Raw genomic sequence first — 25,179 nt, forward strand, 5'->3', positions numbered from 1 at the left:
GACTCGACACGAGTAGGAAGGACCAGAACCCTGGCACCCATGCCGGAGGGTCCGGCGCCGGCCCCCGTGACCCAGCGACTGCGCGTCCGCTACGCCAAGCGGGGCAGGCTGCGGTTCACGAGCCACCGCGACATATCCCGGGCCGTGGAACGCGCCGTGCGGCGCGCCGGGATCCCTGTCGCGTTCAGCGGCGGATTCACCCCCCACCCGAAGATCTCGTACGCGGGTGCGGCGGCGACAGGGGTGGCCAGTGAGGCCGAATACCTCGAACTCGGACTTACCGCGACCTGCGACCCTGCGCGGGTGCGGGCCGATCTCGACGCGGCCCTGCCCCCCGGGCTCGACATCCTGGATGTCGTGCCGGTCCGGGCGGGACGCGGTGACGCGCCGGCCAGGCCGGGCGCGTTCGCCGATCGGCTCGAGGCGTCCGAATGGCGGATCAGGCTGGACGGCGTCGCCGAGCGCGACGCCGCCGAGGCCGTGGCCGCCTTCATGGCCGCCGAGACGATCGAGGTGGAACGCCTCACGAAGAAGGGGCGGCGCCGTTTCGACGTGCGCGCCGCCGTGTCCGCCTTCGAGCCGGACCGGCGCGCCGCGGAGGCGGCGGATGCCCCTTGTGCGATACTTCGAATGGTTGTTCGGCATTCCACACCCGCCGTACGACCCGACGACATCCTCACCGGACTGCGCCAGGTCGCCGACCTCGCGCCGCCGTCACCACCGCTGGTGACCAGGCTGGCGCAGGGGCCCCTCGACGCGGACACCGGTGGCCTCGCGGATCCCCTGGATCCCGACCGGGAGATCGGCCTGCCGTCCGGCGACGACGCCGAGACGGCCCGCGGCTTGGAGCGGCCGCAGCCCGGGGACGCCGCGAGCGCGGATGCCGTCAGCGCCTGACCGTGGAACCGAAGCCGTGGCAGCACGGAACCGGTCCCGCAGGGTACGGCGGGCGCGCCCCCGACGACTTCGTCGTCATGACCGGGCCCTGCCCGGCCGTGGCGACGCCGACGATTGACGAGGTGCTCCCGTGCGGCGCACCGCACCGATCCGCCCCCGGGCGGACCGGGCGGACGCGCCCGGGAGCCTGACGGGAGATTGCCCGCATGCTTGAGAACGAAGCCGATCCGGCCACGGCCGAAGGCACCGGTAACGAGAACGTGGAGAACGAGAGCGCGGAGGCCGCGCAGCCCGAGGCCTCGGGCGTGACGTCGCGCCCGCGCCGTGCGAGCCGCCCGGCCGGGCCGCCGCCCGACGTCGACGACGCGCCGTCCGCTCCCGCCTCCCCGGCGGCGGCCGACGCGTCCGACGCGTCCGCCGAGGAGGCCGCCCCGGCGGCCGAGGCCCCCGAGCCGCCGAAGCGCGCCACGAGGACCCGCACCCGCACCCGCGGCGCGAAGGCCGCCGAGGCGCCCGAGCCCGTCCCCATGACCGGCGCGGAGACCACTCCGGAGGCCGAGCCCGAGGGGGCCGCTGCGGAGCCCGCCGGCGAGGCGCCGGCTCCCCGCACCCGGACCCGCCGCCGCTCGGCCGCGTCCGCCGCCTCGGAGGCGCCGGGCGTGCCCGCGGTCCCGCAGGTCCCGTCCGTCCCGGTCGCCGGCACGGAGCCGGTGCTCGACGCGGCGTCCGCCGAGCAGGTGTCGGAGACCGAGCCCGCGAGCGGGGTCGGGGTCCCGGGCGTGACGTTCCAGCCGCCCATGGTGGTCTTCCAGCCGCCGCAGCCGACGGCGGAGACGCCCGCCCGCCGCGAGCCCGCCGAGACCGAGCCGGCCGAGCCCGCCGAGCCCGCCGACCGCGACACCGGCGACGAGGACCTCGATCACGATTCCGCGGACGAGGACGAGTCCGACGACCGCCCGTCCCGCCGGCGGCGCCGCCGCGGCGGCCGCGGCCGTGGCCGGGGCGGCAAGGAGGGCGCCGACGACGAGGCCACCGCCGAGGAGGCCGAGGCCGAGGAGCCCAAGGACGAGCAGCCCGCCAAGGGCGGCAAGTCGGCCAAGGGCAAGTCCGGCAAGGCCGCCAAGGGCAAGGGCAAGGACAAGGAGAAGGAGAAGGACAAGGACAAGGAGCCCAAGGCGGAGGAGCCCGAGCAGGACTCCGCCGACGGCGAGGACGAGGACGAGGGCCAGACCGGCGGGAGCCGCCGCCGTCGCCGCCGGCGGCGCCGTTCGGGCACCGACGCCGAGACCGGCAACGGCACGGACGACCCGCCGAACACCGTCGTGCACGTCCGCACCGCCCGCGAGGAGCGGGCCGCCGCCGAGGACGAGGTCCGGTCCGTGCGGGGCTCGACCCGGCTGGAGGCCAAGAAGCAGCGCCGCCGGGAGGGCCGCGAGCAGGGCCGCCGCCGCCCGCCGGTGATCACCGAGGCGGAGTTCCTCGCGCGCCGCGAGGCCGTGGAGCGCGTCATGGTGGTGCGGCAGGAGGGCGAGCGCACGCAGATCGCCGTCCTGGAGGACGACGTCCTCGTCGAGCACTACGTCAACCGCGCGACGCACCAGTCGTACGTGGGCAACGTCTACCTGGGCAAGGTCCAGAACGTGCTGCCGTCGATGGAGGCGGCGTTCGTCGACATCGGCAAGGGCCGCAACGCCGTCCTGTACGCGGGCGAGGTCAACTGGGACGCCTCCGGGCTGGAGGGCCAGCCGCGCCGCATCGAGTCGGCGCTGAAGTCGGGCCAGTCGGTGCTCGTCCAGGTCACCAAGGACCCGCTCGGCCACAAGGGCGCCCGGCTGACCAGCCAGGTCTCGCTGCCGGGCCGCTACCTGGTGTACGTGCCGGACGGCTCGATGACCGGCATCAGCCGCAAGCTCCCCGACAAGGAGCGCAGCCGCCTCAAGTCGATCCTGAAGAAGGTCATGCCGGAGAACGCCGGCGTGATCGTCCGCACCGCGGCCGAGGGTGCGACCGAGGAGGAGCTCGCCCGCGACGTGTCCCGCCTGGCCGCGCAGTGGGAGAACATCCGGAAGAAGGTCAAGACGGCCTCGGCCCCCTCCCTCCTCTACGGTGAGCCCGACCTGACGATCCGGGTCGTCCGCGACATCTTCAACGAGGACTTCACCAAGCTCGTGGTGTCCGGTGCGGAGGCCTGGGACACCGTCTCCGAGTACGTCGAGTACGTCGCCCCGCATCTCGCCGACCGCGTCGAGCGCTGGACGGGCGACCAGGACGCCCTCTCCGCGTACCGCATCGACGAGCAGATCGCCAAGGCGCTGGACCGCAAGGTCTGGCTGCCGTCCGGCGGCTCCCTGGTGATCGACCGGACCGAGGCGATGACGGTCATCGACGTCAACACCGGCAAGTTCACCGGGCAGGGCGGCAACCTGGAGGAGACCGTCACCCGCAACAACCTGGAGGCGGCCGAGGAGATCGTCCGCCAGCTCCGGCTGCGCGACATCGGCGGCATCGTCGTGATCGACTTCATCGACATGGTGCTGGAGAGCAACCGCGACCTCGTGCTGCGCCGCCTCGTCGAGTGCCTGTCGCGGGACCGCACCAAGCACCAGGTCGCCGAGGTCACCTCGCTCGGCCTGGTGCAGATGACCCGCAAGCGCGTCGGCCAGGGCCTGCTGGAGGCGTTCTCGGAGACCTGCGAGTCCTGCAACGGCCGCGGCATCCACGTCCACCTCACGCCGGTCGAGCCGAAGGCGGACAAGGCGGCCGGCAAGGAGAGCGGCCGCCGCCGCAAGCGCAAGGGCGACGTCGAGAAGGCGGTCGAGGAGAAGCTGGCCCAGGCCAAGCCGAAGGAGCCCGCAGCGCCGGAGCCCGCAGCGCCGGAGCCCGCACCGCCGGAGCCCGCGCCGGAGCCGGTCGCCGCCGCCCCGGCCCCCGTCGTGGAGGCGAAGCCGGAGCCGGTCCGCTCCCGGCCGAAGAAGTCGGGCCCCGCCAAGCGCCCGGCCGGGCCCCCGCCCGAGATCGACGAGTCCCCGGCACAGGCGGCCGTGGAGGCCGCCGAGGCCGCGGCCGAGGCCACCGACACACCCCCCGGCACCCTCGACTCCACCGAGCCGGTGGCGGTGACCCCCAACGGCACCGACCCGACCGAACCGTCTGAGTCGCCCGAACCGGCCGGATCGGCTGAGCCGGCGGCACCGGTTGAGCCTGCCGCATCGGTCGAGCCTGCCGAGCCGGCCGGACCGGCCGAACTGGCTGAGCCTGCCGAGTTCGCTGGTTCGGCTGAGCCTGCCGAGGGTGCCGAGCCGGCCGAGCCTGCCGAGGCTGCCGCACCGGCCGAGGCTGCCGCACCGGCCGAGCCTGCCGAGCCTGCCGAGCCGGCCGGACCGGCCGAGCTCACCGGCCCGGACCTGAACGGCACCGAGGTGACCGCCGACGCGTCCGCCGCCGAGCCGAACGGCTCCGTCCCGGGCGCGGCCGAGAAGACTCCCCCCATCCGCCCGCACGTCCACGCCGCGACCACGATCCAGCACGGTTCGCTTTGTGCTGGGGGAATCCGGTATTCTTATAGCTCGGCGCGTCGTGGGCGCGTCGTCCGAACCTGCACCGCGAACCCGTCCGGGGCTCGTTCGGTGCTCACCTCGCCGATCCGGTGAGGCCAAGCAGAGAGCGCCAGGGGTCTCTCCTGGTGTGCCGCCCTCGGCCCGGTGCCGGGGGTAGGCCCCCATCCGGGGGCTGGTAAAGCCACGCGTGGGACCGGTTCAGTCCGGAAGCGCGCGCAGACGAAGGGTTTCCGCGGTGTACGCGATTGTCCGCGCAGGCGGCCGGCAGGAGAAGGTGGCCGTCGACGACGTGCTGACCGTCGACAAGCTGGCCGGTGAGGTCGGCTCGACCGTCAAGCTTCAGGCCCTGCTGGTCGTGGACGGCGACGACGTCGTCAGCAAGGCGGCCGACCTCGCGCGCTACGAGGTGACCGCCGAGATCCTCGGCGCGGTCAAGGGCCCCAAGATCAACATCATGCACTACCGGAACAAGACCGGGTACAAGCGGCGGATGGGCCACCGCCAGCCGTACACCGAGGTCAAGATCACCGGTATCAAGGCCGGGAAGTAAGGGAGAGCGGTCACATGGCACACAAGAAGGGCGCATCGTCCAGCCGTAACGGTCGCGACTCCAACGCCCAGCGCCTCGGTGTGAAGCGGTTCGGCGGCCAGGTCGTCAACGCGGGCGAGATCATCGTCCGGCAGCGCGGCACCCACTTCCACCCCGGGCCGGGCGTCGGCCGCGGCGGCGACGACACCCTGTTCGCGCTGGTCGCGGGTGCGGTGGAGTTCCGCCGCTACCGTGGCCGCAACGCGGTGAGCGTCGTCCCGCCGGCGGAATAGTCCGCCGGGGCACCAAGCGTTCTCGAAGGGGCGGACCGTTCTTCGGTCCGCCCCTTCGCCATTTCCGACCGAGGAGAGTTCACCGTGGCCGCTGGAGCGGGATCGGGCGCGCAGTTCATCGACCGGGTGGTGCTGCACGTCGCCGCGGGCAAGGGCGGCAACGGCTGCGCGTCGATCCACCGGGAGAAGTTCAAGCCGCTCGGCGGGCCGGACGGTGCGAACGGAGGCCGCGGCGGCGACGTCGTCCTCGTCGTCGACTCCAATGCCGCGAGCCTCCTCGAATACCACCGGCGCCCGCACCGCAAGGCCGGGAACGGGCGGCCCGGCCAGGGCAGCCTGCGCACGGGCGCGGACGGCGAGGACGTGGTCCTGCCCGTCCCGGACGGCACCGTCGTGAAGCAGGGCGACACGGTCCTCGCGGACCTGGTCGGCGAGGGCACCCGGTTCGTGATCGCGAAGGGCGGCAGCGGCGGTCTCGGGAACGCCGCGCTGGCGTCCGCCAAGCGCAAGGCGCCCGGGTTCGCGCTGCTCGGCGAGCCCGGCGAGGAGCGGGACGTCGTGCTGGAGCTGAAGAGCGTCGCCGACGTCGCGCTCGTCGGGTTCCCCAGCGCCGGGAAGTCGTCGCTGATCGCCGCGCTGTCCGCCGCCAAGCCGAAGATCGCCGACTACCCGTTCACGACGCTGATCCCGAACCTCGGCGTGGTGAGCGCGGGCGACACCACGTTCACGGTCGCGGACGTCCCCGGCCTGATCGAGGGTGCCAGCGAGGGCCGCGGCCTCGGGCTGGACTTCCTGCGCCACATCGAGCGCTCGTCCACCCTCGCCCACGTCCTGGACTGCGCGACGATGGAGCCCGGACGCGACCCGGTGAGCGACTTCGAGGTCATCGAGCGCGAGCTCCAGGCCTACGACCAGGTGCTGGGCGACCGCCCGCTGTCGGACCGGCCGCGCATCGTCGTGCTGAACAAGGTGGACGTGCCGGACGGCCGCGACCTCGCCGAGATGGTGCGGCCCGAGTTCGAGGCGCGCGGCCTTCGGGTGTTCGAGGTGTCCGCGGCGACGCACGAGGGGCTGCGCGAGCTGTCGTTCGCGATGGCGGCGATGGTGACCGAGCACCGCGCGTCCCTGCCGCCGGCGGAGCCGACCCGCGTCGTGATCCGTCCCGAGCCGGTCGGGAGCGACGCCGACTTCGAGATCAAGAGCCTCGGCGACAACACCTACCTGATCACCGGGACGAAGCCCGTGCGCTGGCTGCGGCAGACGGACTTCGCCAACGAGGAGGCCGTCGGCTATCTCGCCGACCGGCTCGCCCGGCTCGGCGTGGAGGACGCGCTCACCGAGGCGGGCGCCGCGGCGGGCGCGACCGTGTTGATCGGCACGGCCGACGACTCGATCGTGTTCGACTGGGAGCCGGACGTCCCCGCGGGCGAGGCGGCGATGGGTCCGCGCGGCACCGACCGCCGCCTGGACGGGTACGTCTAGATCTGCGAGGAGACTGCTCGATGAGCGAGCGCGAGGCGATCGCGAAGGCCCGCCGCATCGTGGTGAAGGCGGGCTCGTCGTCGCTGACCACGCCGCAGGGGACGATCGACGCGAACCGGATCGACGCGCTGGTGGACGTCCTCGCCGACCGGCGCACCGGCGGCACCGAGATCGTGTTCGTGTCGTCCGGCGCGATCGCCGCCGGGCTGGGCCCGCTCGGGCTGACCCGGCGCCCGCCGGACCTCGCGACCCAGCAGGCGGCGGCGAGCGTCGGGCAGGGCCTGCTGTTCGCCCGCTACACCTCGTCGTTCGCCCGGTACGCGCTGACGGTCGGGCAGGTGCTGCTCACCGCCGACGACATGATGCGCCGCTCGCACCATCGCAACGCGCAGCGCACCCTGGCGCAGCTCCTCGCGATGGGCGTTCTGCCGATCGTGAACGAGAACGACACCGTCGCCACCGACGAGATCCGGTTCGGCGACAACGACCGGCTCGCCGCGCTCGTCGCCCACCTGATCCGCGCGGACGCGCTGGTCCTGCTGTCGGACGTGGACGCGCTCTACACCGGCGATCCGCGGCGGCCGGGCGTCCACCGCATCGACGACGTGCACGGCCCGGGCGACCTGAAGGGCGTCGAGCTCGGCGGGTCCGGGCGCGTCGGCACCGGCGGCATGGTCACCAAGGTCGAGGCGGCGCGGATCGCGGGCATCCCCGTGGTGCTGACGAACGCGGCGTCGGCCGCCCGCGCCCTCGCCGGCGACCGGGTCGGGACGCTGTTCCACCCGGCCGAGGGGCGCCGCATGTCGACCCGGAACCTGTGGCTCGCGCACGCCACCACCGGGCAGGGCCGCGTCACGCTGGACGCGGGCGCGGTCGAGGCGATCGTGCGGCGCCGCAAGTCGCTGCTGCCGGCGGGCGTGACGGGGGTGGACGGCGACTTCGCCGCGGGCGACCCCGTCGACCTGTGCGACCCCGGCGGCCGGGTCGTCGCGCGGGGGCTGGTGAACTACGACGCGTCCGAGATCCCCGACCTGATGGGGCGCTCGACGCGCTGGCTGGCCCGCGAGCTGGGCGCCGAGTACGAACGCGAGATAATCCACCGCGACCACCTGGTGGTGCTGACATGACCGGTGCCGACATGAATCGGGGCTCGTCCCGCGGGGACGACCGGACTGAGGGAGCCTGATGATGAGCGAGGAGCGCGAGGAGTTCCTGCGGGTGGCGCGGCGCGCCCGGGAGGCCGCGGCCGGCCTGGCCCCGCTGCCGCGGGCGGCGAAGGACGCGGCGCTGCACCGGATCGCGGACGCGCTGGTGGCGGCCGCGCCGGAGATCGTCAAGGCGAACGAGGCCGACGTGGCGCGGGCCCGGGAGGGCGGCATCTCCGAGTACATGATCGACCGGCTGAGCCTGTCGGAGGAGCGGATCGCCGCGATCGCCGACGCGGTCCGCAAGGTCGCCGTGCTGCCGGACCCGGTGGGGGAGACGGTGCGCGGGAGCGTGCTGCCGAACGGGCTGGAGCTGCGGCAGGTGCGGGTGCCGCTCGGCGTCGTCGGGATGATCTACGAGGGCCGCCCGAACGTGACCGTGGACGCCGCCGCGCTGTGCCTGAAGAGCGGGAACGTGGCGATGCTGCGCGGCTCGTCGTCGGCGCACGACTCGAACACGGCGCTGGTCGAGGTGATGCAGGGCGCCCTCGCCGGCACCGAGGTCCCGGCGGACGCGGTGCAGCTCGTCCCGGGGACGTCCCGCGAGTCGGTGAAGCACCTGATGCGGGCGCGCGGCCTGGTGGACGTGCTGATCCCGCGCGGCGGCGCCTCGCTGATCAACTCGGTGGTGGAGGAGTCGACCGTCCCGGTGATCGAGACGGGCGTGGGGAACTGCGCGGTGTACGTGGACGCCGCCGCGGACGTGGACATGGCCGTGGAGCTGCTCCTGAACGCCAAGACGCAGCGCCCGTCGGTGTGCAACGCCGCGGAGACGTTCCTCGTGCACGCCGACATCGCCGACAGGTTCGTCCCGCGCGCGCTTGAGGCGCTCAAGGACGCGGGTGTCACGGTGCACGGCGACGACCGCATCCGCTCGTACGGCGACGGGGTCGTGGAGGCGACCGAGGACGACTGGTACGCCGAGTACCTGTCGCTCGACATCGCCGCCCGCGTGGTCGACTCGCTGGAGGACGCCGTCGCCCACATCCGCCGGTACGGGTCGGGGCACACCGAGGCGATCGTCACGGCGTCCCAGCCGGCCGCGAAGCGGTTCGTCGCCCTGGTCGACTCGGCGGCCGTGATGGTGAACGCCTCGACGCGCTTCACCGACGGCGAGGAGTTCGGGTTCGGCGCGGAGATCGGCATCTCGACGCAGAAGCTGCACGCCCGCGGCCCGATGGGGCTGCCGGAGCTGACCTCCACGAAGTACGTGGTGACGGGCGAGGGGCACGTGCGCGGCTGACGCCGGGCGGCGGGACCGGCAGCGGCCACCGTCGGAGTTGTGACATTTTTGCCATTGATGTCACGTTCCCGGTGTGGTCTGATTCACGATTGTGACTCGTGAGTACAGCCGCCGCCGCGTCCTGAAGGGCGCCGCCCTCGGCGCGGGGATCGCCTCCACCGGGCTGGCCGCGTTCCCGGCCCGCCCCGCCGCCGCTGCGCCCGCGCTCCGCGGCCCCGTGGCCGGCACCACCCTCGACCGGACGTACGTGCTCGGCGCCGCGGGCGCCGGCGGGTACCGCCCGGTGATCACCGGGCCGGGCGAGCCGCACGTCCTGCGCCGCGACCTCGGCGGCACCGCCTCCGCGCGGCGGGCCGCCACCCGCCGCGGCGTCCTGGCGTTCGGCCATCTCACCGACGTGCACGTCATCGACGCGCAGTCCCCGGCCCGCGTGGAGTTCGTCGACCGGTTCAAGGACGCCCTGAACGTGCTGCCCGTCGAGGGCGCGTACCGGCCCCAGGAGATCCTGTCCACGCAGGTCGCCGAGGCGATGGTGCGGGCGGTCAACGCGGTCGGCCGGGGCCCGGCGACCGGGCTGCCCCTCGCGTTCACCATCAACACCGGCGACGCGGCCGACAACGTCCAGTACAACGAGGTCCGCTGGATCATCGACCTGCTGGACGGCGGCCGCATCCGCCCCGACTCCGGCGACCCGGACCGGTACGAGGGCGTCATGGACTGGACGTCCTACGACCGGGCGTTCTGGCACCCGGAGGGCGCGCCGCCCGGCGCGGAGGCCGACCTGCCGATCAGCCGGTACGGGTTCCCGCGGGTGCGCGGGCTGATCGAGGCCGCCCGCCGGCCGTTCCAGGCGACCGGGCTGGACACGCCCTGGCTCGCGGTGTTCGGCAACCACGACGGCCTCATCCAGGGCAACCTGCCGGTCAACCCGATCGTGTCGGGCCTCGCCACCGGCGGCATCAAGATCGGCGCCCCGGCGGACGACGGGCAGGCCGAGCGCCTCGCCCGGATGCTCCGCGACGCCGACGCCGCCGAACTCGTCCGGCTCAGCCGCGAGCGGGGCGGCGCCGGCGGCCTGTTCCGCCCGGTCACCCCGGACCTGAACCGCCGGATGCTGTCGCGCGGCGAGGTCGTCGCCGAGCACTTCAAGACCACCGCGTCCCTGCGCGGCCACGGCTTCACCCTGGACAACCTCCGCGAGGGGACGGCCTACTACGCCTTCGACCGGGGCGTCGTGCGGGGCCTCGTCCTCGACACCGTCAACCCGAACGGCTACTCCGAGGGGTCGCTCGACCGCAAGCAGTTCGCGTGGCTGGAGGCCCAGCTGAAGGCGGGGAGCGGCCGCTACTTCGCCGCGGACGGCTCGGTCGTGCGGCACGCGGTGAAGGATCGGCTGTTCGTCCTGTTCAGCCACCACCCGATCGGCTCGCTGGAGAACCCGATCGGCGGCGACCGCGTCCTCGGCGACGAGATCGAGGCGCTCCTGCTGCGCTACCCGAACGTCGTCCTGTGGGTGAACGGCCACACGCACCGCAACGAGGTCATCCCGCATGCTCGCGAGGGCGGGGGAGGGTTCTGGGAGGTCAACACGGCCGCGCACATCGACTTCCCGCAGCAGAGCCGGATCGTCGAGCTGGCCGACAACGGCGACGGCACCCTGTCGGTCTTCGCGACCATCCTGGACTCGGCCGGGCCCGCGTCCTACGGCGGCCGCCTCACCGAGCCCGTCCGGCTGGCGTCGCTGTCCCGGGAGCTGGCGGGCAACGACTGGCAGGACCGGGAGGAGAACCGCCGCGGCGAGGTCGCCGACCGCAACGTCGAGCTTCTCGTCCCCGCGCCCTTCTAGGACGCCGGACGCCAGGAGACGGCACGCCAGGAGACGGCACGCCAGGAGACGGCACGCGAAAGGGCCGCCGCGTCCGTGTCGCGGCGGCCCTCGTCCACGTGGTCAGTTCCGGTCGGTCGGCCCGTTGTCGCGGCGGGTGAACCGGTCGAACAGCCCGCCCGCCGCGCCCGCCGCGGCGTCGGCCATGTCGCGGACCTTGCCGACGAACGGGTCGGCGGTGCGCTCCCACGACTCACGGTAGGACTTGGCGGCGTCCTTGATCCCGTCGCTGACCGACGCGCTGTCGTCGTCGCCGCGGCGCGGGTAGTCGCCGGCCAGGATCCGCTCGTACTCGCCGCTGCGCGCCCACTGGTCGATCTCGGCGAACCGGATCACCGCGAACGGGTGCGACTGCCCGAGCAGGTTCAGGAACTTCAGGATGCCGTCCCGCACATCGCCGGCCGCGTCGTACTCGCGCGCCTGCTGCAGGAACGCCTCGCTGCTCATCTCGCCCAGCTTCGTCCCGCCGGCGAGCTTCATGTTGACCCGCTTGGCCGCGTCGAGGTCCTGCCCGACGAGCAGCCCCGCCCGGTCCGACGACAACTCCGCCTTCCGGAACCACTCGCGCAGCCCGATGATGATCGCCGCGATGCCGACGTTGCCGAGCGGCAGCCACGCCAGCCGCGACCCGAGCTGGAGCAGGATCTGCATCATCGTCTGGTAAACCGCGTGCCCGGACAGGATGTGCCCGACCTCGTGCCCGACGACGAACCGCAGCTCCTCCTCGTCCAGCAGGTCGATCAGCCCGGTGTTCAGGACGATGAACGGGTGGTCGGAGCCGAGCGCCATCGCGTTCGGGGTCGGGTCCTGCCGGACGTACAGCTCCGGGACCTCCGGCATGTCCAGGATGTAACAGGCGTCGCGGACCATGTCGTGGATGTGGCGGAACTGGTCCTCGCCGACGCGCACCGTCCCGCCGAGGAACATCAGCCGCAGCGACCGCTCGTTCACCAGCCCCGACAGCTTGCGCAGGACGACGTCGAACCCGGACAGCGAGCGCAGCGCCACCAGCGCCGAACGGTCCGCGGGGTGTTCGTAGGCCCGGGAACTGATCCCGGGGAAGCGTGTGCGTGCTCGATCCGGCGTGTTCTCCGTCATACCTGGCATGGTAGTTCCGACGAACCACCGTGCCGCAGGGTTCCCCCTAGCGGGGGCCCCGTCCGGCTCTGGACGTGTCCTGGAGGCCCCATGTTCGACCCCAAGGCCGAGGCGATGTCCCTCGACGAGCGCGCCGCGCTGCAGCGGCACCGGCTGTGGGGGATGGTCGACCGGCTCCTCGCCGCGGACGGGGTGCAGGGACGGCGGCTCAAGGGCACCGGCGTCGAGGGCGGCGCGGACGTGACGCTCGCCGAGCTGCGCAACCTCCCGTTCACCACGAAGCAGGACCTCTGGGACAACTACCCGTTCGGGATGCTCGCCGTCCCGCGCGACCAGGTCGCCGCCGTCCACGGGTCCAGCGGGACGCGGGGGCGCCCGACCCTCGTCGCCTACACCAGGGCCGACCTCGACCTGTGGGCGGCGATGTGCGCGCGTTCGCTGTCGTGCGCCGGGGCGTCGCCGGGCAGCATCGTCCACAACGCCTACGGGTACGGGCTGTTCACCGGCGGCATCGGCATCCACCAGGGGGCCGTCGCGTTCGGCGCGACCGTGGTGCCGATGTCGGGCGGCATGACCGACCGGCAGGTCCGGATGCTCGCCGACCTGCGCGCCGACATCCTCACCTGCACCCCCGCGTACGCGCTGCGGCTCGGCGAGGCCGTCGCGGAGGCCGGCGTCGAGCTGCCCGCGCTGAAGGCGGGCCTGTTCGGGGCCGAGCCGTGGTCGGAGGAACTGCGCACCGCCATCGAGGACGTCCTGCCGATCAAGGCGATGGACATCTACGGCCTCTCGGAGGTCATCGGGCCGGGCGTGGCCACCGAATGCCTGGAGCAGGACGGCCTGCACGTCAACGAGGACCACTTCATCGTCGAGGCCGTCGACCCCTCCACCGGCGAGCCCGTCGAGGACGGGACGCCCGGCGAGCTGGTGTTCACCACCCCGACCAAGCAGGCGCTGCCGCTGCTGCGCTACCGGACGGGCGACATCGCGTCGCTGACCCGCGGCGAGTGCCCCTGCGGCCGGACCCTGGTCCGGATGAGCAAGGTCCTCGGGCGCGCCGACGACATGCTCGTCGTCCGCGGCGTCAACGTGTACCCGAGCGAGGTCGAGCGGGTCCTGCTCGGCTCCGGGCTCGTCCGGCCGCACTACCAGCTCGTCGTGGACCGCCGCAGCCCGTCCGTCCGGCTCCTGGTGGCCTGCGAGGCCCTCTCCGGCGACCCGAAGGACGCGCTCGCGCACGCCCTCCACGAGACGCTCGGCCTCACCGCCGAGGTGGCCGTGCTGCCCGCCGGCACCGTCCCGCGGGTCGAGGTCGGCAAGGCCGTCCGGGTCGTGGTCTGGGAGGACGGCGGCCCACCGCTGCCGGGCCTGGCCTGACCCCGGGGCCGGGCGTTCCGGGCGCCGGGCCGCTGGCTATTCTCGTCGGCATGACGCAAAAGCGGCGCCTAGGGATCATGGGCGGCACGTTCGACCCGATCCACCACGGGCATCTCGTGGCCGCCAGCGAGGTCGCGCACTTCTACTCCCTCGACGAGGTCGTGTTCGTGCCGACCGGCATCTCCGCCCACAAGGAGCGGGGCAAGGTCGCCGCCGCCGAGGACCGCTACCTCATGGCCGTCATCGCCACCGCGTCCAACCCGCGCTTCTCTGTCAGCCGCATCGACATCGACCGGCCCGGCCCCACCTACACCGTCGACACGCTGCGCGACATGCGCGAGATCCAGGGCCCCGACGCCGACCTGTTCTTCATCACCGGCGCCGACGCGCTGGAGAAGATGCTGACCTGGCACGACACCGAGGAGCTGTTCGAGCTCGCGCACTTCGTCGGCGTCACCCGCCCCGGCCACCGGCTCGCCGACCCCGGCCTGCCCGACGGGCGCGTCTCGCTGATGGAGGTCCCCGCCCTGTCGATCTCCTCCACCGAGTGCCGCGAGCGCGTCCACTCCGGCGAGCCCATCTGGTACCTCGTCCCGGACGGCATCGTCCAGTACATCAACAAGCGCGAGCTGTACCGCGCCACCGGCTGACGCGCGCTCCGCCCGCCCGGCGGCGGGGGCAGGGGGCCCGGCGCGCCGGGGCACATATTCTGGAGAAGGAAGGGGCCGCAGCTGCCATTTGCGGTCGAACAGCGACAAAGAGGTCGGTCGACCGCCACCCGTGAGAAGGTGTAGGCGAGACGACCCCTACAGGGAGGATCGCGAGCGCATCGTGACCGCATCCGAGAGGGCGGCGCAGCTCGTCCGGATCGCCGCCGAGGCGGCGGGCGACAAGCTGGCCGACGACATCCTTGCCTACGACGTGAGCGAGCAGCTCGTCATCACCGACGCGTTCCTGCTCTGCTCGGCTCCGAACGACCGGCAGGTCCGCGCCATCGTCGACGAGGTCGAAAAGCGCCTGCGCGAAGAGGCCGGAGCCAAGCCCGTCCGCCGCGAAGGCGAACGCGAGGGCCGCTGGGTCCTGCTGGACTACGCGGACATCATCGTGCACATCCAGCACGAGGAAGACCGCATGTTCTACGCCCTCGAACGGCTCTGGAAAGACTGCCCCCTCATCGTCCTGCCGGACAGCGTCACCGCCCACCAGGCCCAGCGCGCCCGCGCCGTCGGGAGCCCGAGTGACTGACAGCCGCCCCGCCCGCGAACCCGGCAGGCGGCGGCTCGTCCTCTGGAGGCACGGCCAGACCGCCTGGAACGTCGAACGCCGATTCCAGGGCAAGACCGACATCCCCCTAGACGGGACCGGCATACGGCAGGCCCGCCGCTCCGCCGCCCTCCTCGCCGGGCTCCGCCCCACCGCGATCCTCGCCTCCCCGCTCCGCCGCGCCGCCGACACCGCCCAGGCCCTCGCCGACCTCACCGGACTCCCCATCCGGTACGACAAGGACCTCATCGAACGCGACGGCGGCGCCTGGGAAGGCCTCACCGCCCACGAGATCCGCGAACGCTACCCCGCCGAACACGCCGCCTGGCAGCCGCCCGGCGGCGAGACCAGCGCCCAGGTCGCCAAACGCGTCGGCGCCGCCCTCGAACGCGCCCTCGACGACCTGCCGCCCACCGGCCAGCTCGTCGTCGCGTCCCACGGCGCCGCCCTCCGCCTGGGCATGTCCCACCTCATCGGCCTCCCCGAAGAGGTCTGGGAACGCCTCGGCGGCCTCTCCAACTGCTGCTGGTCCGTCATCACCGAAATGCGCGACGGCGGCTGGCGGCTCGCCGAACACAACGCCGGCACCCTCCCCGAACCCGTCCTCAGCGACGACCGCCCCGACGCGGGCACCTGACCGCAAACGATTCGAGCACCGCGCCGTCCGTCCGATACACTGGCGGGGCGCTGCGGGATGAACGTCCACGCAGCGGCGGGGCTATGGCGCAGTTGGTAGCGCGCCTCCATGGCATGGAGGAGGTCTGGGGTTCGAATCCCCATAGCTCCACGAACGAGTTGGGAGTGGTGTGCCCGCGGAAAGCGCGGGCCGCCACTCCTTCGTCGTGTTGGCCCAGGGGGGCGACCCCCTGGAACCCCCGATGTGGGGGCTCCGCGTCCACGCCCCCTCCGTGCGGGTTGGGTGGTGATGCCTCTCATGTCGAGGTGGGCGGGTCCGCCGCGGCACAGGCTGAGCGACCGGGTTCCGTGAGGCGGCCGAAACACGCGGGACGGGATGGTTTCATGCGGGGTATGGGAAGACACCGCAGGGGACCGAAGCGCGAGGTCACCGTGGCCGACCTCATCGCCGAACTGCGCCGGTACGAGCCCGGGACCGAGGTCCGGCTCGCCATCCAGCCGCGGATGCCGCAGGAGCACGGCGTCGGGCCCGTCGCCGAAGCCGACGGCATCGTCTGGATCGGCGACGGCGGGCACCGCGGCTACGCGCCCGACGAGGTCGGCGACCGCCTCGGCTGGGCCTGACCGCAAAGCCTTCACCATGGCGGCGGCTACCTTTCTCCCGGCCGCGCTTCACCATGTCGATCATGCGGGAACGCCAGGTCGTGGCGATGCATGATCGAGATGAGGGCTGACCCCATGAACATCCGGACCAGGGCGAGAACACCGCTGCTGACCGCCACCTTCGCCGTGGCGTCCGCCATGGCCCTGGCGGTGCCGGCGTCCGCGCACGCCGCGCCGCCGCCCGCACCGGAAAGCCAGCAGATGGACGACTGCATCAAGGCGCTCAGCGTCCTGAGCTACTTCGATCTGCTTCCGGCCCGGCCCGACCTCAACCGGGCCCTGTGCTCGACGAACGAGGCCGAGCTGACCGAGGTGCACCAGACCCAGGTCGAAGGGAAGCAGGCCGACCAGACGCAGGCCGACCAGACCCGGGCCGACCAGATCCGCGCCGAGCAGATCCGCGCCGAGCAGATCCGCGCCGAACTGACCAAGGCCGGCCTGGGCCGGCCGGCCCAGGTCCGGACCGAGCGGGACCCGAACACCTCGTACATCAACGAGATCGAGATCGAGTACACCGACAGGAACGGCAGGACCGTCGAGACCGAGCGTCCACTCGGCTCCGTCGTCGCATGGCCCAGGGACCTCATCGTCAAGATGCCGGTGCTCGACGAGGTCACCCGCACCTACATCTACCGGTCCGGCAACCACTGACCGGCCGCGGGCCGCGGAGTCATGACACTCCGCGGCCCGCGCGTCCCAACCGCTCCCCGCGTGCACTAAGCTTTTCCACGACCGAGGGGCTATGGCGCAGTTGGTAGCGCGCCTCCATGGCATGGAGGAGGTCTGGGGTTCGAATCCCCATAGCTCCACGAACGAGTTGGGAGTGGTGTGCCCGCGGAAAGCGCGGGCCGCCACTCCTTCGTCGTGTTGGCCCAGGCGGCGACCCCTGGAAACCCCGATGTCGAGGCTCCGACCCTTGCCCCTGTTCTCTAGGCGGTGTAGCGGAGGACGGCTCCTACCTGGTCGTTCTTCGGGGTGCCGTTCGTGGGGAGGAGGACCAGCTCGCTGTCGGTTGCGGTGGCGGCCCTGATCAGGGCGGCGTCTGCTCGGTCCTCGCGGGGGGCGTCCACGCCGAACTCGTCCCGGAGCTCTTCGGCCGTGGCCGCCACGTGCAGCGGGTCGGGGCCGATCCACAGGTGGTCCTTTACTTCCTCGTCCGACAGCAGCAGCGTCTCCACCCTGGCCTGGCGGACGGCCTCGACGGTCGGGGTCAGGCCCGAAACGGCGCGCTGGCCGTTCGCCAGCTCGCGGTCGAAGCGCTCGGCGACGGTCATGACGCGCTCCGCCGTCTTCAATCGCAGGAGGCGGCGCAGCTCGGCTTCGAGGTCCGGGTCGTCGACCGTGGTGTTCTTGTCGGCCTCGACGGTGTGCTCCAGGACGTGCTCCGAGACCTCCTCCAGGACGGCCGTCCGGGCGCGGGTATCGCCGGCGATCAGGATGGCCTGGGCGCCGCAGCGCTCCGCCGCCCGGTCGATCTCGTGCGCGACCTTCTTGGCGTTCAGCTTCCACACGTTCTCCGAGGAGCGCTGGAAGCGCGACTGGTTCCAGTCGCCCGCCTTCGTCTTACGGATGGGGTACTCCTCGTCGCCCTCGACGTCGACGTGGTCGTGCCTCCCGTCGGCGGTGACGCAGTCGATGGCGCCGCCGCGGCGGTCCACGACCGCCAGGAGATGCGGGAACCGCTCGCCGCGTTCGGCCAGGTAGGGCAGGACGTCGGGAAGCGGCGCGACGGTGGCGTGGGGGGTGCGGGGGCCGTGGGGGAGACGCTCGCTGTACACGACCGCGCCGTCCGCGGCGAAGAGGACCATGCCTTCGGAGCGGCGGAGCGTCAGCTCCTCGTCGATGGTCTGCCCGACCGCGCGGAGCGTGTCCTTCGGCGCGCCCTGCGCCTCCAGGTCCGCGCGCAGCGCGCGCCACCGCAGCTCCGCGGCCTTGGTCGCGTCCTCGGTGGTCCGGGTGAGGTCGGCGTACACCGACACGTAGGGGCCCGGACGGTGATACAGCGGCTTGAGGAATGCGAGATCCATGAACTCGCCGTACCCGGCATCACTGGGGCAAACGTAAAGAACGTGGCGATTGGGGCATCAGTCCTGGGCGGACCGCTGCAGCCGCGCGTACGCCAGCTGGAGCCAGTCCGAGCCCGCCACCGCCGTCATCGTGGTGCCGGCGAGCCGGGTCGCCTCCGGCGCGAACACCAGGCCCGCCGCGTAGGCCGTCGCGACCCACTGGCTCGTGCAGAACGGGCAGGTGACCAGCTCGCCGACGGCGTGCCGGACGCCCTTCCCGCGCACCTCCTCCGCGACCTCCGCTGGACCGGCCGTCCCCGAGTAGCGGGTGAACGGGGCGCGCAGCGGGCTCGTCACCGGATCCTTCGCGATCAGGCGGGACAGCTTGTGCGTCGTGACGGTCATCAGCGCCAGGTCGGCGAGGCCGATCGCCGGGGGCCGGTCGCGCAGCCGCCGGCCCAGCAGCGCCAGCGTGCCCGCCGTGACGCCGTAGACGGCGAGCGTGCCGAGGTAGGAGCCGAGGGGGCGGTCATCGTCGCCGGCGTACTCCTCGGCCTGCCTGCGCGCGGTGTCCACGACCGCGTTCATGGGGTCTCCTCTCCGGGCGGGACGATCACACAGAACTCGTTGCCCTCGGGGTCCGCGAGGACCGTCGTCGGCCAGCCGTCGTCCACGAACGGGCCGCGGACGACGGTGGCGCCGAGGCCTGTGACACGGGCCAGTTCCGCGTCCATGTCGGCCACGCGGAGGTCGAGATGCATGCGGTTCTTGACGGTCTTCGGTTCCGGGACGCGCTGCAGGAGCATGCGCGGCCCGTTCCCGGACGGGTCCGTGAGCTTCACGTACGGGGGGTCGAAACCGCCGCGCTCGTAGCCGAGCGCGGCGGCCCAGAAGTCGGCCAGGGTGTCGGGGGCGCGGCAGTCCAGGACGAAGACGAGTTCCATTCAGTGGTCGCGCAGCGCCTTGACCAGCTGGGACTTGTTCATCGAGGAACGTCCCTCGATGCCGATCTCGCGGGCGCGCTTCATCAGCTCGTCCTTCGTCCACTCGTCGTACGAGGGGTTCTTGCCGCCCTTGCGGCCGACCTTCCTCGACCCCTGACCCGCGGACGCGTTCGCGATGCGCGCGGCCTTCTCCTTGCTCTCGCCCTTCTCGCGGAGCTTCTGGTACTTCTTCTCGTCCTTGATCTGTGCTCTGGGCATAGCGGACAGGTACCCGGCACGCGAGAACCACACATCGGCGACAATGGCAGGCGGGAAGGGGGCACCGTGCGCATCGGCATCCTGGGCCCGCTCGACGTGCGGGACGCGGCCGCGCGGCCCGTCGAGGTCGGGGGCCGGAGGCTGCGCGCCCTGCTGATCCGGCTGGCGGCCGAGGCGGGCCGCCCGGTGTCCGCCGACCGGCTCCTGGACGACCTGTGGGACGGCGCGCCGCCCGGTGGGAACGCGCTGCAGGCGCTCGTGTCCCGGCTGCGCGGCGTCGCGGGACGGGACGTCGTCGAGCACGGCCCCGCCGGCTACCGGCTCGGCATCGACCCGGGCGAGATCGACGCGGTCGCGTTCGAGCGCGGGGTCGCCTCCGCCCGCGCGGAGCGGGACGCCGGGCGGCGGGCGGACGGCCTGCGGGCGGCGCTCGCGCTGTGGCGGGGTCCCGCGCTGGCCGATGTGGCCGACGCCGACTTCGCCCGCGCGACGATCACGCGCCTGGAGGAGCTGCGCCTCGCCGCCGTCGAGGACCGGATCGACGCCGAGACCGCCGCGGGCCTGCCCTTCCCGCCCGTCGCCGAGCTGGAGCCGCTGGCCGCGGCGAACCCGCTCCGCGAGCGGCTGCGCGGCCAGCTGATGCGCGCCCTGTACGCGGCGGGACGGCAGGCCGACGCCCTGGAGGTCTACGAGGAGACGCGGCGCGCCCTCGCCGACCGGCTCGGCGTCGATCCGTCCCCTGAACTGGCCGGCGTCCACCTGTCGATTCTGCGGCGCGAGCCCGCGGCCGCTCCTGCGGCGCTCGAACCCGCGTCGGCCCTGCCGCGGTCCGCTCGGACCAACCTGCCCGCGCAGCTCACCAGCTTCGTCGGCCGGGAGGAGGAGTCCAAGCGGGTCTGCAAGCAGCTCCGCGAGACCAGGCTCGTCACCCTCACCGGCCCCGGCGGCGCCGGCAAGACGCGGCTCGCGGAGGAGAGCGCCGCCGCGCTCCTCGACGAGATGCCGGACGGGGTGTGGTTCGTCCCGCTCGCCCCGGTCACCGACCCGGACGACGTCGTGCAGGCGCTGCTGTCGGCGCTGAGCGTCCCGGAGACCGTCCGCCCCGCGGAGACACGCGCCGCCGTGCGGCCCCTCGAACGCCTCACGGACTTCCTCGCCACCAAGCGGACGGTCGTCGTCCTCGACAACTGCGAGCATCTCGTCGACGCCGTCGCGCGGCTCGCCGACCACCTCGTCGCGCAGGCCGACGGCCTCCGCATCCTCGCGACGAGCCGCGAACCGCTCGGCATCACCGGCGAGGCGCTGTGCCCGGTGCCGTCCCTTCCGCTGCCGGACGAGGACGTCACCGCCCCCGCCGACGCCCTCGGCTACGCGTCGGTGCGGCTGTTCGCCGACCGCGCCGCGGCCGTCCGCCCCGGCTTCGCCGTGGACGGCTCCACCGTCGCCGACGTCGTGGCGATCTGCCGGGCGCTCGACGGTATCCCGCTCGCCATCGAGCTGGCCGCGGCCCGGCTGCGCTCCCTCACGTCCGGGCAGGTCGCGGCCCGGCTCGGCGACCGGTTCCGGCTGCTCGCCGGCGGCAGCCGCACCGCGCTGCCGCGGCACCGGACGCTGCGCGCCGTCGTCGACTGGAGCTGGGACCTGCTGGACGACGTGGAACGCGTCGTCCTGCGCCGGCTCTCGGTGTTCGCGGGCGGCGCCACCCCGGACGCCGCCGTCCACGTGTGCGCCCTGGACGCGCCCGACCCGCACGACGTCATCGACGTGATCGCCGCCCTGATCGACAAGTCGCTGGTGATGGCGGACGGCGACACCGACGTCCGCTACCGGCTCCTGGAGACCGTCCGCGTCTACGCGGGGGAGCGGCTGGAGCAGGCCGGCGAGACCCGCCGCGTCCGCGACGCGCACGTCGCCTACCTGGTCGGCCTCGCCGAACGCGCCGAGCCCGAGCTGCGCCGCCGCGACCAGCTGCGGTGGGCGTCCAGGCTGGCCGCCGAACGGGAGAACTTCACCATCGCGTTCCGGCACGTGACCGAGACCCGCGACGTGGAGTCGGGGCTGCGGCTCGTCGCCGGGCTGGTGTGGTTCTGGGTCGTGCGCGACATGGAACGCGAGGCGAGCGGCTGGACGTTCGCCGTCCGCGACATGGCCGGCGACACCGCCCCGCCCGGGCTGGAAGAGGAGTACGCGCTCTGCGTGGTCGCCGCCAACGTCGTCCGCGAGATGACCGTGGAGCCGGGGCCCACCGCCCAGTCGATGCACCGGACGCTGGAGGACGCCACCGCCCGGATGCCCGAAGCGCCGATGCATCCCATGCTCGCCCTGGCCCGGCCGGCGTTGAGCATCTTCACCGGGGACATGGAGGAGATCCGCGGGCGGATGGGCGGCATCAAGGAGCACCCGGACCCGTGGGTCCGCGCCGTCGCCCGCGTCGTCCTCGCCCACGTGGGCATCAACCTCGGCGACCTCTCCGAGGCCGCCGAGGGCGCCGCCGACGGCTACGCCCGGTTCCACGAGCTGGGCGACCGGTTCGGGATGATCGTCGCGCTGAGCGCGATGGTCCATCTCGCCATGGCCCGCGGCGAGATGGAGGAGGCGGTCCGGCTCGGCGACGAGGCCTACGAGTACGCGACGACCGGGGTCAGCCCCGAGCAGGGCTCCGCCATCCTCGCCCAGCTCGCCAAGGCCCGCGCCCAGCTCGGCGACACCGTCCGCGCCCGCGCCGAACTCGAACGCGCCGTGGCCCAGACGGAACGGATCGGCGAGTTCGCGGACGCCGCCGGCTGCTCGCTCCTGCTGTGCGAGCTGGCCCTCCTGGAGGGGGACCGCGACGACGCCCGCGAGCACGCCGACCGCGCGTACAAGTGGGTGGAATCGCGCGGGCACCGTGCCGACTTCGTGCAGGCGTCCCGCCGGACCTTCAGCCGCCTCGGCTGCCTCGCCGAGGAGGACGGCGACCTGGAGGCGGCGCGGCGGTGGCACGGCCGTGCGCTGGGCGGCCTGGAGAACGACCCGCTCATGGGCAATCCGAACGTGGCGTCCCTCATCGAGGGCCTCGCCGCGTACGCCGCCGCGTGCGGCGCGCACGTCCGCGCCGCCGAGCTGCTCGGTACCGCGCACAGCCTGCACGGGTATCGGGACATGACGAGCCACGAGGTCCGGCGCACCCTGCCGGCCGTCCGCGAGGTCCTCGGGGAGGACGCCTTCAGCGACGCGTACGAGCGAGGCCGCCGGATTACCCGTGGCGAGGTCTTCGAGCAGGCGGGCGATCTGGTCGCGTCCGTGTGAGGTGGTGGGCGCGGGCGGTTCGCTTGAGGCCTGCCGCCGCGCCGGCCCGGGAATCGAGTGTCCGGGCCGGCGCGACGCGCGGCATGGCGGTCAGGCCCTGCGCGAATACATGCGCATGGCCAGCGGGAACGTCACGACGACGATGCCCGCCGCCCACGCGAGCGTGTACCAGACGTGGTTGCCGACCGGCCCGCCGATGGTCAGCGCGCGCACCGACTCCGCCAGGTGCGTCACCGGGTTCACCTTCGTCCACGCCTCCAGCCAGCCCGGCATCGTGGACGTGTCCGGCACCAGGACGCTGCTGCCGAACGTCAGCGGCATCACCCAGATGAACGCGAGCCCCTGAACGGTCTCCGGTGTCGGCGCGACCAGGCCGACCAGAACGGAGATCCAGCAGACGGCCAGGTAGAACACGTACGCCAGCGCGAACGCCCCCAGCACCGACAGCGGATCGGTGTGGAACCGGAACCCGAGGATCGACCCGAACCCGACCAGCACGGTCATCACGGTGATGAACCGGGCCGTGTCTCCCAGCACCGAGCCGATCAGCGGTGCCGACCGGGCGATCGGCAGGCTGCGGAACCGATCGAACACCCCCTTGTGGATGTCCTCGTTCAGCGCCGTCCCCAACCCCATCGTCGCGAACATCGCCATCTGCGCGACCAGGCCCGGCAGCAACTGCTGCAGGTAGGAACGCGTGTCGCCGGCGACCGCGCCGCCGAACACGTACAGGAACAGCAGCAGGAACACGATCGGCATCAGCGTCGTGTCCAGCAGCTTCTCCGGCGAATGCTTCAGCTGGGCCAGGTTCCGCCACGCCAAGGTCAGGCCGTGCCGCAGCGTCCGGCGCGGGCTGATACGCGCCGGCGGCTCCCCGGCGGCCGGACGGCTGTCAACGGTGATCGCGGTCATGCCACGCTCCCCTCGGTGACGAGTTCGGGCCCGGGGTCATCGGCGAGGTGACCGGTCAGTGTGAGGAACACCTCGTCCAGGCTCGGCATCCGCAGCGCCAGCTCGGCCGCCACGATGGACGCGTCGTCCAGCCGCCGGACGAGCGCCGACAGCAGCCGCGGATCGTGGACGGGCGCCGTGACGAGACCGGTGGGCGCCTGCACCTCCGGCCGCTCCCCGGTCAGCTCGGCGACGATCGCGGCGAGCTGCTCGACGCGGTACGGCTCGGCCGCGCGGACCACGAGGGTCTGCTGACCGATCCGCCCCTTCAGGTCGTCCGCCGTGCCCTGCGCGATGACGCGGCCGTGGTCGAACACCGCGATCCGGTCGGCGAGCGCGTCCGCCTCCTCCAGGTACTGGGTGGTCAGCAGCACCGTCGCCCCGTCGGCGACCACCTCCCGGACGGTCTCCCAGACCTCGTTGCGGGCGCGCGGGTCGAGCCCTGTCGTCGGTTCGTCCAGGTAGATGACCTCGGGATGGTTGATCAGGCTCGCCGCCAGGTCGAGCCTGCGGCGCATCCCGCCCGAGTACGTCTTCACCGCGCGCGACCCGGCCTCGGTGAGCCGGAACCGGTCGAGCAGCTGCCGCGCCCTCGCCTTCGACTCCCGGCGGCCGAAGTCGAGCAGGCGCGCGATCATCACCAGGTTCTCGGTGCCGGTCAGTTCCTCGTCCACCGATGCGTACTGCCCCGTCAACCCGATCTTCGCGCGGACGCGTACCGGCTCCTTGAGCACGTCATAGCCGCACACCTCCGCCCGGCCGGCATCGGGTTCGAGCAACGTCGCCAGCACGCGCACGGCCGTCGTCTTGCCCGCCCCGTTCGGCCCGAGGACACCGAGCACCATGCCCCGGCGCGCGGTGATGTCCACCCCGTCCAGCGCGATGGTGTCCCCGAACCGTTTGCGCAGTCCCTCTGCGCGGATCACTTCGTCCATGTGTCGTGTGCCTCTCGCATGTCCTTCGTTGTGACGATCACCACCGTGGGGCAGGCCGCTGACAGCACGCGCACATCGGCGTCCGGACACTGACATCGCGCTGACATGGCCTTGATCCCGATTGCCTGAACCGGGCGTGACCTGGGCATTCCGGCACGGTGGCGCGCGGGCGGCCAGGCCGATTTGACGGACACTCCGGGGCTGCTTAATCTCTGTCGTGCCCCAAGGGGATGCGGGACGCCGACAGGCGGACGGCCCCGGGGGACGCCAACAGAGGAAAACGGTTCGCAGCTTGCTTCGGGCCGGGGTACTCTTGAATGGCAGGCCCGGACGGGATGCAGGACGCCGCAAGGTGGCCGGCCCGCAGGGCACTCCCTACGAAACGATCTCGCCAGGTTCTCGACCTGGGGATGTTTCGTCGCGTGGGGCCTGGAACGTCCTCGAACCGTCGAAAAGATCTTCGCCGATCGACTTGACAACGGGAACGAACCAGGTAAGTTAGAAGGGTTGCCCCGGAGTCGGGACCGTGAGAGCGGGGTCCGGCGCGGTGGGTGTCCGTTTCTTGAGAACTCAACAGCGTGTTAAAAGCCAGTGCCTTTATCGGTCCGGCCTGTGGGCTGGACCGCCCCGTGATCATCTTTTGGATGGTCTGGGATTTCTTTGAGGCAA

General features: G+C 72.8%; 22 protein-coding genes and 2 tRNA genes. 17 read left to right on the forward strand and 7 right to left on the reverse strand.

Going from position 1 to position 25,179, the window contains the following annotated elements:
- The first annotated feature begins 39 nt into the window (after nt 1-39).
- The 8 genes from ABGB11_RS13410 to ABGB11_RS13445 all read left to right on the forward strand — a co-directional run bounded on the left by ABGB11_RS13410 (nt 40) and on the right by ABGB11_RS13445 (nt 11,052).
- Complete coding sequence (locus ABGB11_RS13410; RefSeq protein WP_347632387.1) at nt 40-897, forward strand: TIGR03936 family radical SAM-associated protein; 858 nt, start codon at nt 40-42, stop codon at nt 895-897.
- Between the two features lie 206 nt (nt 898-1,103).
- Nucleotides 1,104-4,547: an Rne/Rng family ribonuclease gene (locus ABGB11_RS13415; RefSeq protein WP_347632389.1), complete on the forward strand. Its 3,444-nt coding sequence runs from the start codon at nt 1,104-1,106 to the stop codon at nt 4,545-4,547.
- Nucleotides 4,548-4,689: 142 nt separating this feature from the next.
- Complete coding sequence (rplU, locus tag ABGB11_RS13420; RefSeq protein ID WP_021595696.1) at nt 4,690-5,004, forward strand: 50S ribosomal protein L21; 315 nt, start codon at nt 4,690-4,692, stop codon at nt 5,002-5,004.
- Between the two features lie 14 nt (nt 5,005-5,018).
- Nucleotides 5,019-5,276, forward strand: a complete 258-nt coding sequence (gene rpmA, locus ABGB11_RS13425) for a 50S ribosomal protein L27 (RefSeq protein WP_075899989.1) — start codon at nt 5,019-5,021, stop codon at nt 5,274-5,276.
- An 84-nt stretch (nt 5,277-5,360) separates the two neighbouring features.
- Nucleotides 5,361-6,758, forward strand: coding sequence for a GTPase ObgE (obgE, locus tag ABGB11_RS13430; RefSeq protein ID WP_347632392.1), 1,398 nt, complete (start codon nt 5,361-5,363; stop codon nt 6,756-6,758).
- Between the two features lie 20 nt (nt 6,759-6,778).
- Complete coding sequence (gene proB / locus ABGB11_RS13435) at nt 6,779-7,885, forward strand: glutamate 5-kinase (protein WP_347632394.1); 1,107 nt, start codon at nt 6,779-6,781, stop codon at nt 7,883-7,885.
- Between the two features lie 61 nt (nt 7,886-7,946).
- Nucleotides 7,947-9,206, forward strand: coding sequence for a glutamate-5-semialdehyde dehydrogenase (locus ABGB11_RS13440; protein ID WP_347632396.1), 1,260 nt, complete (start codon nt 7,947-7,949; stop codon nt 9,204-9,206).
- Between the two features lie 91 nt (nt 9,207-9,297).
- Nucleotides 9,298-11,052, forward strand: coding sequence for a TIGR03767 family metallophosphoesterase (locus ABGB11_RS13445; RefSeq protein ID WP_347632398.1), 1,755 nt, complete (start codon nt 9,298-9,300; stop codon nt 11,050-11,052).
- Nucleotides 11,053-11,154: 102 nt separating this feature from the next.
- On the opposite strand, the gene ABGB11_RS13450 is transcribed toward ABGB11_RS13445, so the two are convergent.
- The gene (locus ABGB11_RS13450) at nt 11,155-12,189 is read right to left on the reverse strand and encodes a M48 family metallopeptidase (protein ID WP_347632400.1); all 1,035 of its coding nucleotides are present in this window, start codon (nt 12,187-12,189) and stop codon (nt 11,155-11,157) included.
- 90 nt (nt 12,190-12,279) lie between these two features.
- Here ABGB11_RS13450 and ABGB11_RS13455 point away from each other — a divergent pair, with 90 nt between their 5' ends.
- The 8 genes from ABGB11_RS13455 to ABGB11_RS13490 all read left to right on the forward strand — a co-directional run bounded on the left by ABGB11_RS13455 (nt 12,280) and on the right by ABGB11_RS13490 (nt 16,937).
- Nucleotides 12,280-13,566 (forward strand): phenylacetate--CoA ligase, encoded by a 1,287-nt coding sequence (locus tag ABGB11_RS13455; RefSeq protein WP_347632402.1) that lies wholly within the window; start codon nt 12,280-12,282, stop codon nt 13,564-13,566.
- Between the two features lie 50 nt (nt 13,567-13,616).
- Complete coding sequence (nadD, locus tag ABGB11_RS13460; RefSeq protein WP_347632404.1) at nt 13,617-14,216, forward strand: nicotinate-nucleotide adenylyltransferase; 600 nt, start codon at nt 13,617-13,619, stop codon at nt 14,214-14,216.
- 181 nt (nt 14,217-14,397) lie between these two features.
- Nucleotides 14,398-14,811 (forward strand): ribosome silencing factor, encoded by a 414-nt coding sequence (rsfS, locus tag ABGB11_RS13465; protein ID WP_347632406.1) that lies wholly within the window; start codon nt 14,398-14,400, stop codon nt 14,809-14,811.
- Nucleotides 14,804-15,466: a histidine phosphatase family protein gene (locus tag ABGB11_RS13470; protein WP_347632407.1), complete on the forward strand. Its 663-nt coding sequence runs from the start codon at nt 14,804-14,806 to the stop codon at nt 15,464-15,466. Before rsfS ends, ABGB11_RS13470 begins: the two co-directional genes overlap by 8 nt.
- 77 nt (nt 15,467-15,543) lie before the next feature.
- Nucleotides 15,544-15,616: transfer RNA gene (locus ABGB11_RS13475), tRNA-Ala, on the forward strand.
- Nucleotides 15,617-15,858: 242 nt separating this feature from the next.
- Nucleotides 15,859-16,089, forward strand: a complete 231-nt coding sequence (locus ABGB11_RS13480; RefSeq protein ID WP_347632409.1) for a hypothetical protein — start codon at nt 15,859-15,861, stop codon at nt 16,087-16,089.
- A 114-nt stretch (nt 16,090-16,203) separates the two neighbouring features.
- The gene (locus ABGB11_RS13485; protein ID WP_347632411.1) at nt 16,204-16,779 is read left to right on the forward strand and encodes a hypothetical protein; all 576 of its coding nucleotides are present in this window, start codon (nt 16,204-16,206) and stop codon (nt 16,777-16,779) included.
- 85 nt (nt 16,780-16,864) lie between these two features.
- Nucleotides 16,865-16,937 (forward strand) — tRNA-Ala (locus ABGB11_RS13490).
- Between the two features lie 120 nt (nt 16,938-17,057).
- Here the strand turns inward: ABGB11_RS13490 and ABGB11_RS13495 are convergent.
- From ABGB11_RS13495 to ABGB11_RS13510, 4 genes are read right to left on the reverse strand one after another with little or no spacing between them, the layout of a single operon-like run.
- Nucleotides 17,058-18,155 (reverse strand): Vms1/Ankzf1 family peptidyl-tRNA hydrolase, encoded by a 1,098-nt coding sequence (locus tag ABGB11_RS13495; RefSeq protein WP_347632413.1) that lies wholly within the window; start codon nt 18,153-18,155, stop codon nt 17,058-17,060.
- Between the two features lie 57 nt (nt 18,156-18,212).
- Entirely contained in the window at nt 18,213-18,722 is a 510-nt protein-coding gene (locus ABGB11_RS13500) for a DUF1360 domain-containing protein (RefSeq protein ID WP_347632415.1), read from the reverse strand.
- Complete coding sequence (locus tag ABGB11_RS13505) at nt 18,719-19,078, reverse strand: VOC family protein (RefSeq protein WP_347632417.1); 360 nt, start codon at nt 19,076-19,078, stop codon at nt 18,719-18,721. Before ABGB11_RS13505 ends, ABGB11_RS13500 begins: the two co-directional genes overlap by 4 nt.
- Nucleotides 19,079-19,336 (reverse strand): Rho termination factor, encoded by a 258-nt coding sequence (locus ABGB11_RS13510; RefSeq protein WP_347632419.1) that lies wholly within the window; start codon nt 19,334-19,336, stop codon nt 19,079-19,081. It lies immediately after the preceding gene.
- A gap of 66 nt (nt 19,337-19,402) precedes the next feature.
- Between ABGB11_RS13510 and ABGB11_RS13515 the strand changes: the two genes are divergently transcribed.
- Complete coding sequence (locus ABGB11_RS13515) at nt 19,403-22,624, forward strand: BTAD domain-containing putative transcriptional regulator (protein ID WP_347632421.1); 3,222 nt, start codon at nt 19,403-19,405, stop codon at nt 22,622-22,624.
- Between the two features lie 90 nt (nt 22,625-22,714).
- Here ABGB11_RS13515 and ABGB11_RS13520 read toward each other — a convergent pair whose 3' ends face one another.
- Together ABGB11_RS13520 and ABGB11_RS13525 are read right to left on the reverse strand one after the other, a co-directional pair.
- Nucleotides 22,715-23,536, reverse strand: a complete 822-nt coding sequence (locus ABGB11_RS13520) for an ABC transporter permease (RefSeq protein ID WP_347632423.1) — start codon at nt 23,534-23,536, stop codon at nt 22,715-22,717.
- Entirely contained in the window at nt 23,533-24,510 is a 978-nt protein-coding gene (locus ABGB11_RS13525) for an ATP-binding cassette domain-containing protein (RefSeq protein WP_347632424.1), read from the reverse strand. The genes ABGB11_RS13520 and ABGB11_RS13525 overlap by 4 nt, the downstream gene beginning before the upstream one ends.
- Nucleotides 24,511-25,179 lie beyond the last annotated feature (669 nt).

It is taken from the genome of Actinomadura sp. B10D3, assembly GCF_039871695.1.
Lineage (GTDB): Bacteria > Actinomycetota > Actinomycetes > Streptosporangiales > Streptosporangiaceae > Spirillospora > Spirillospora madurae.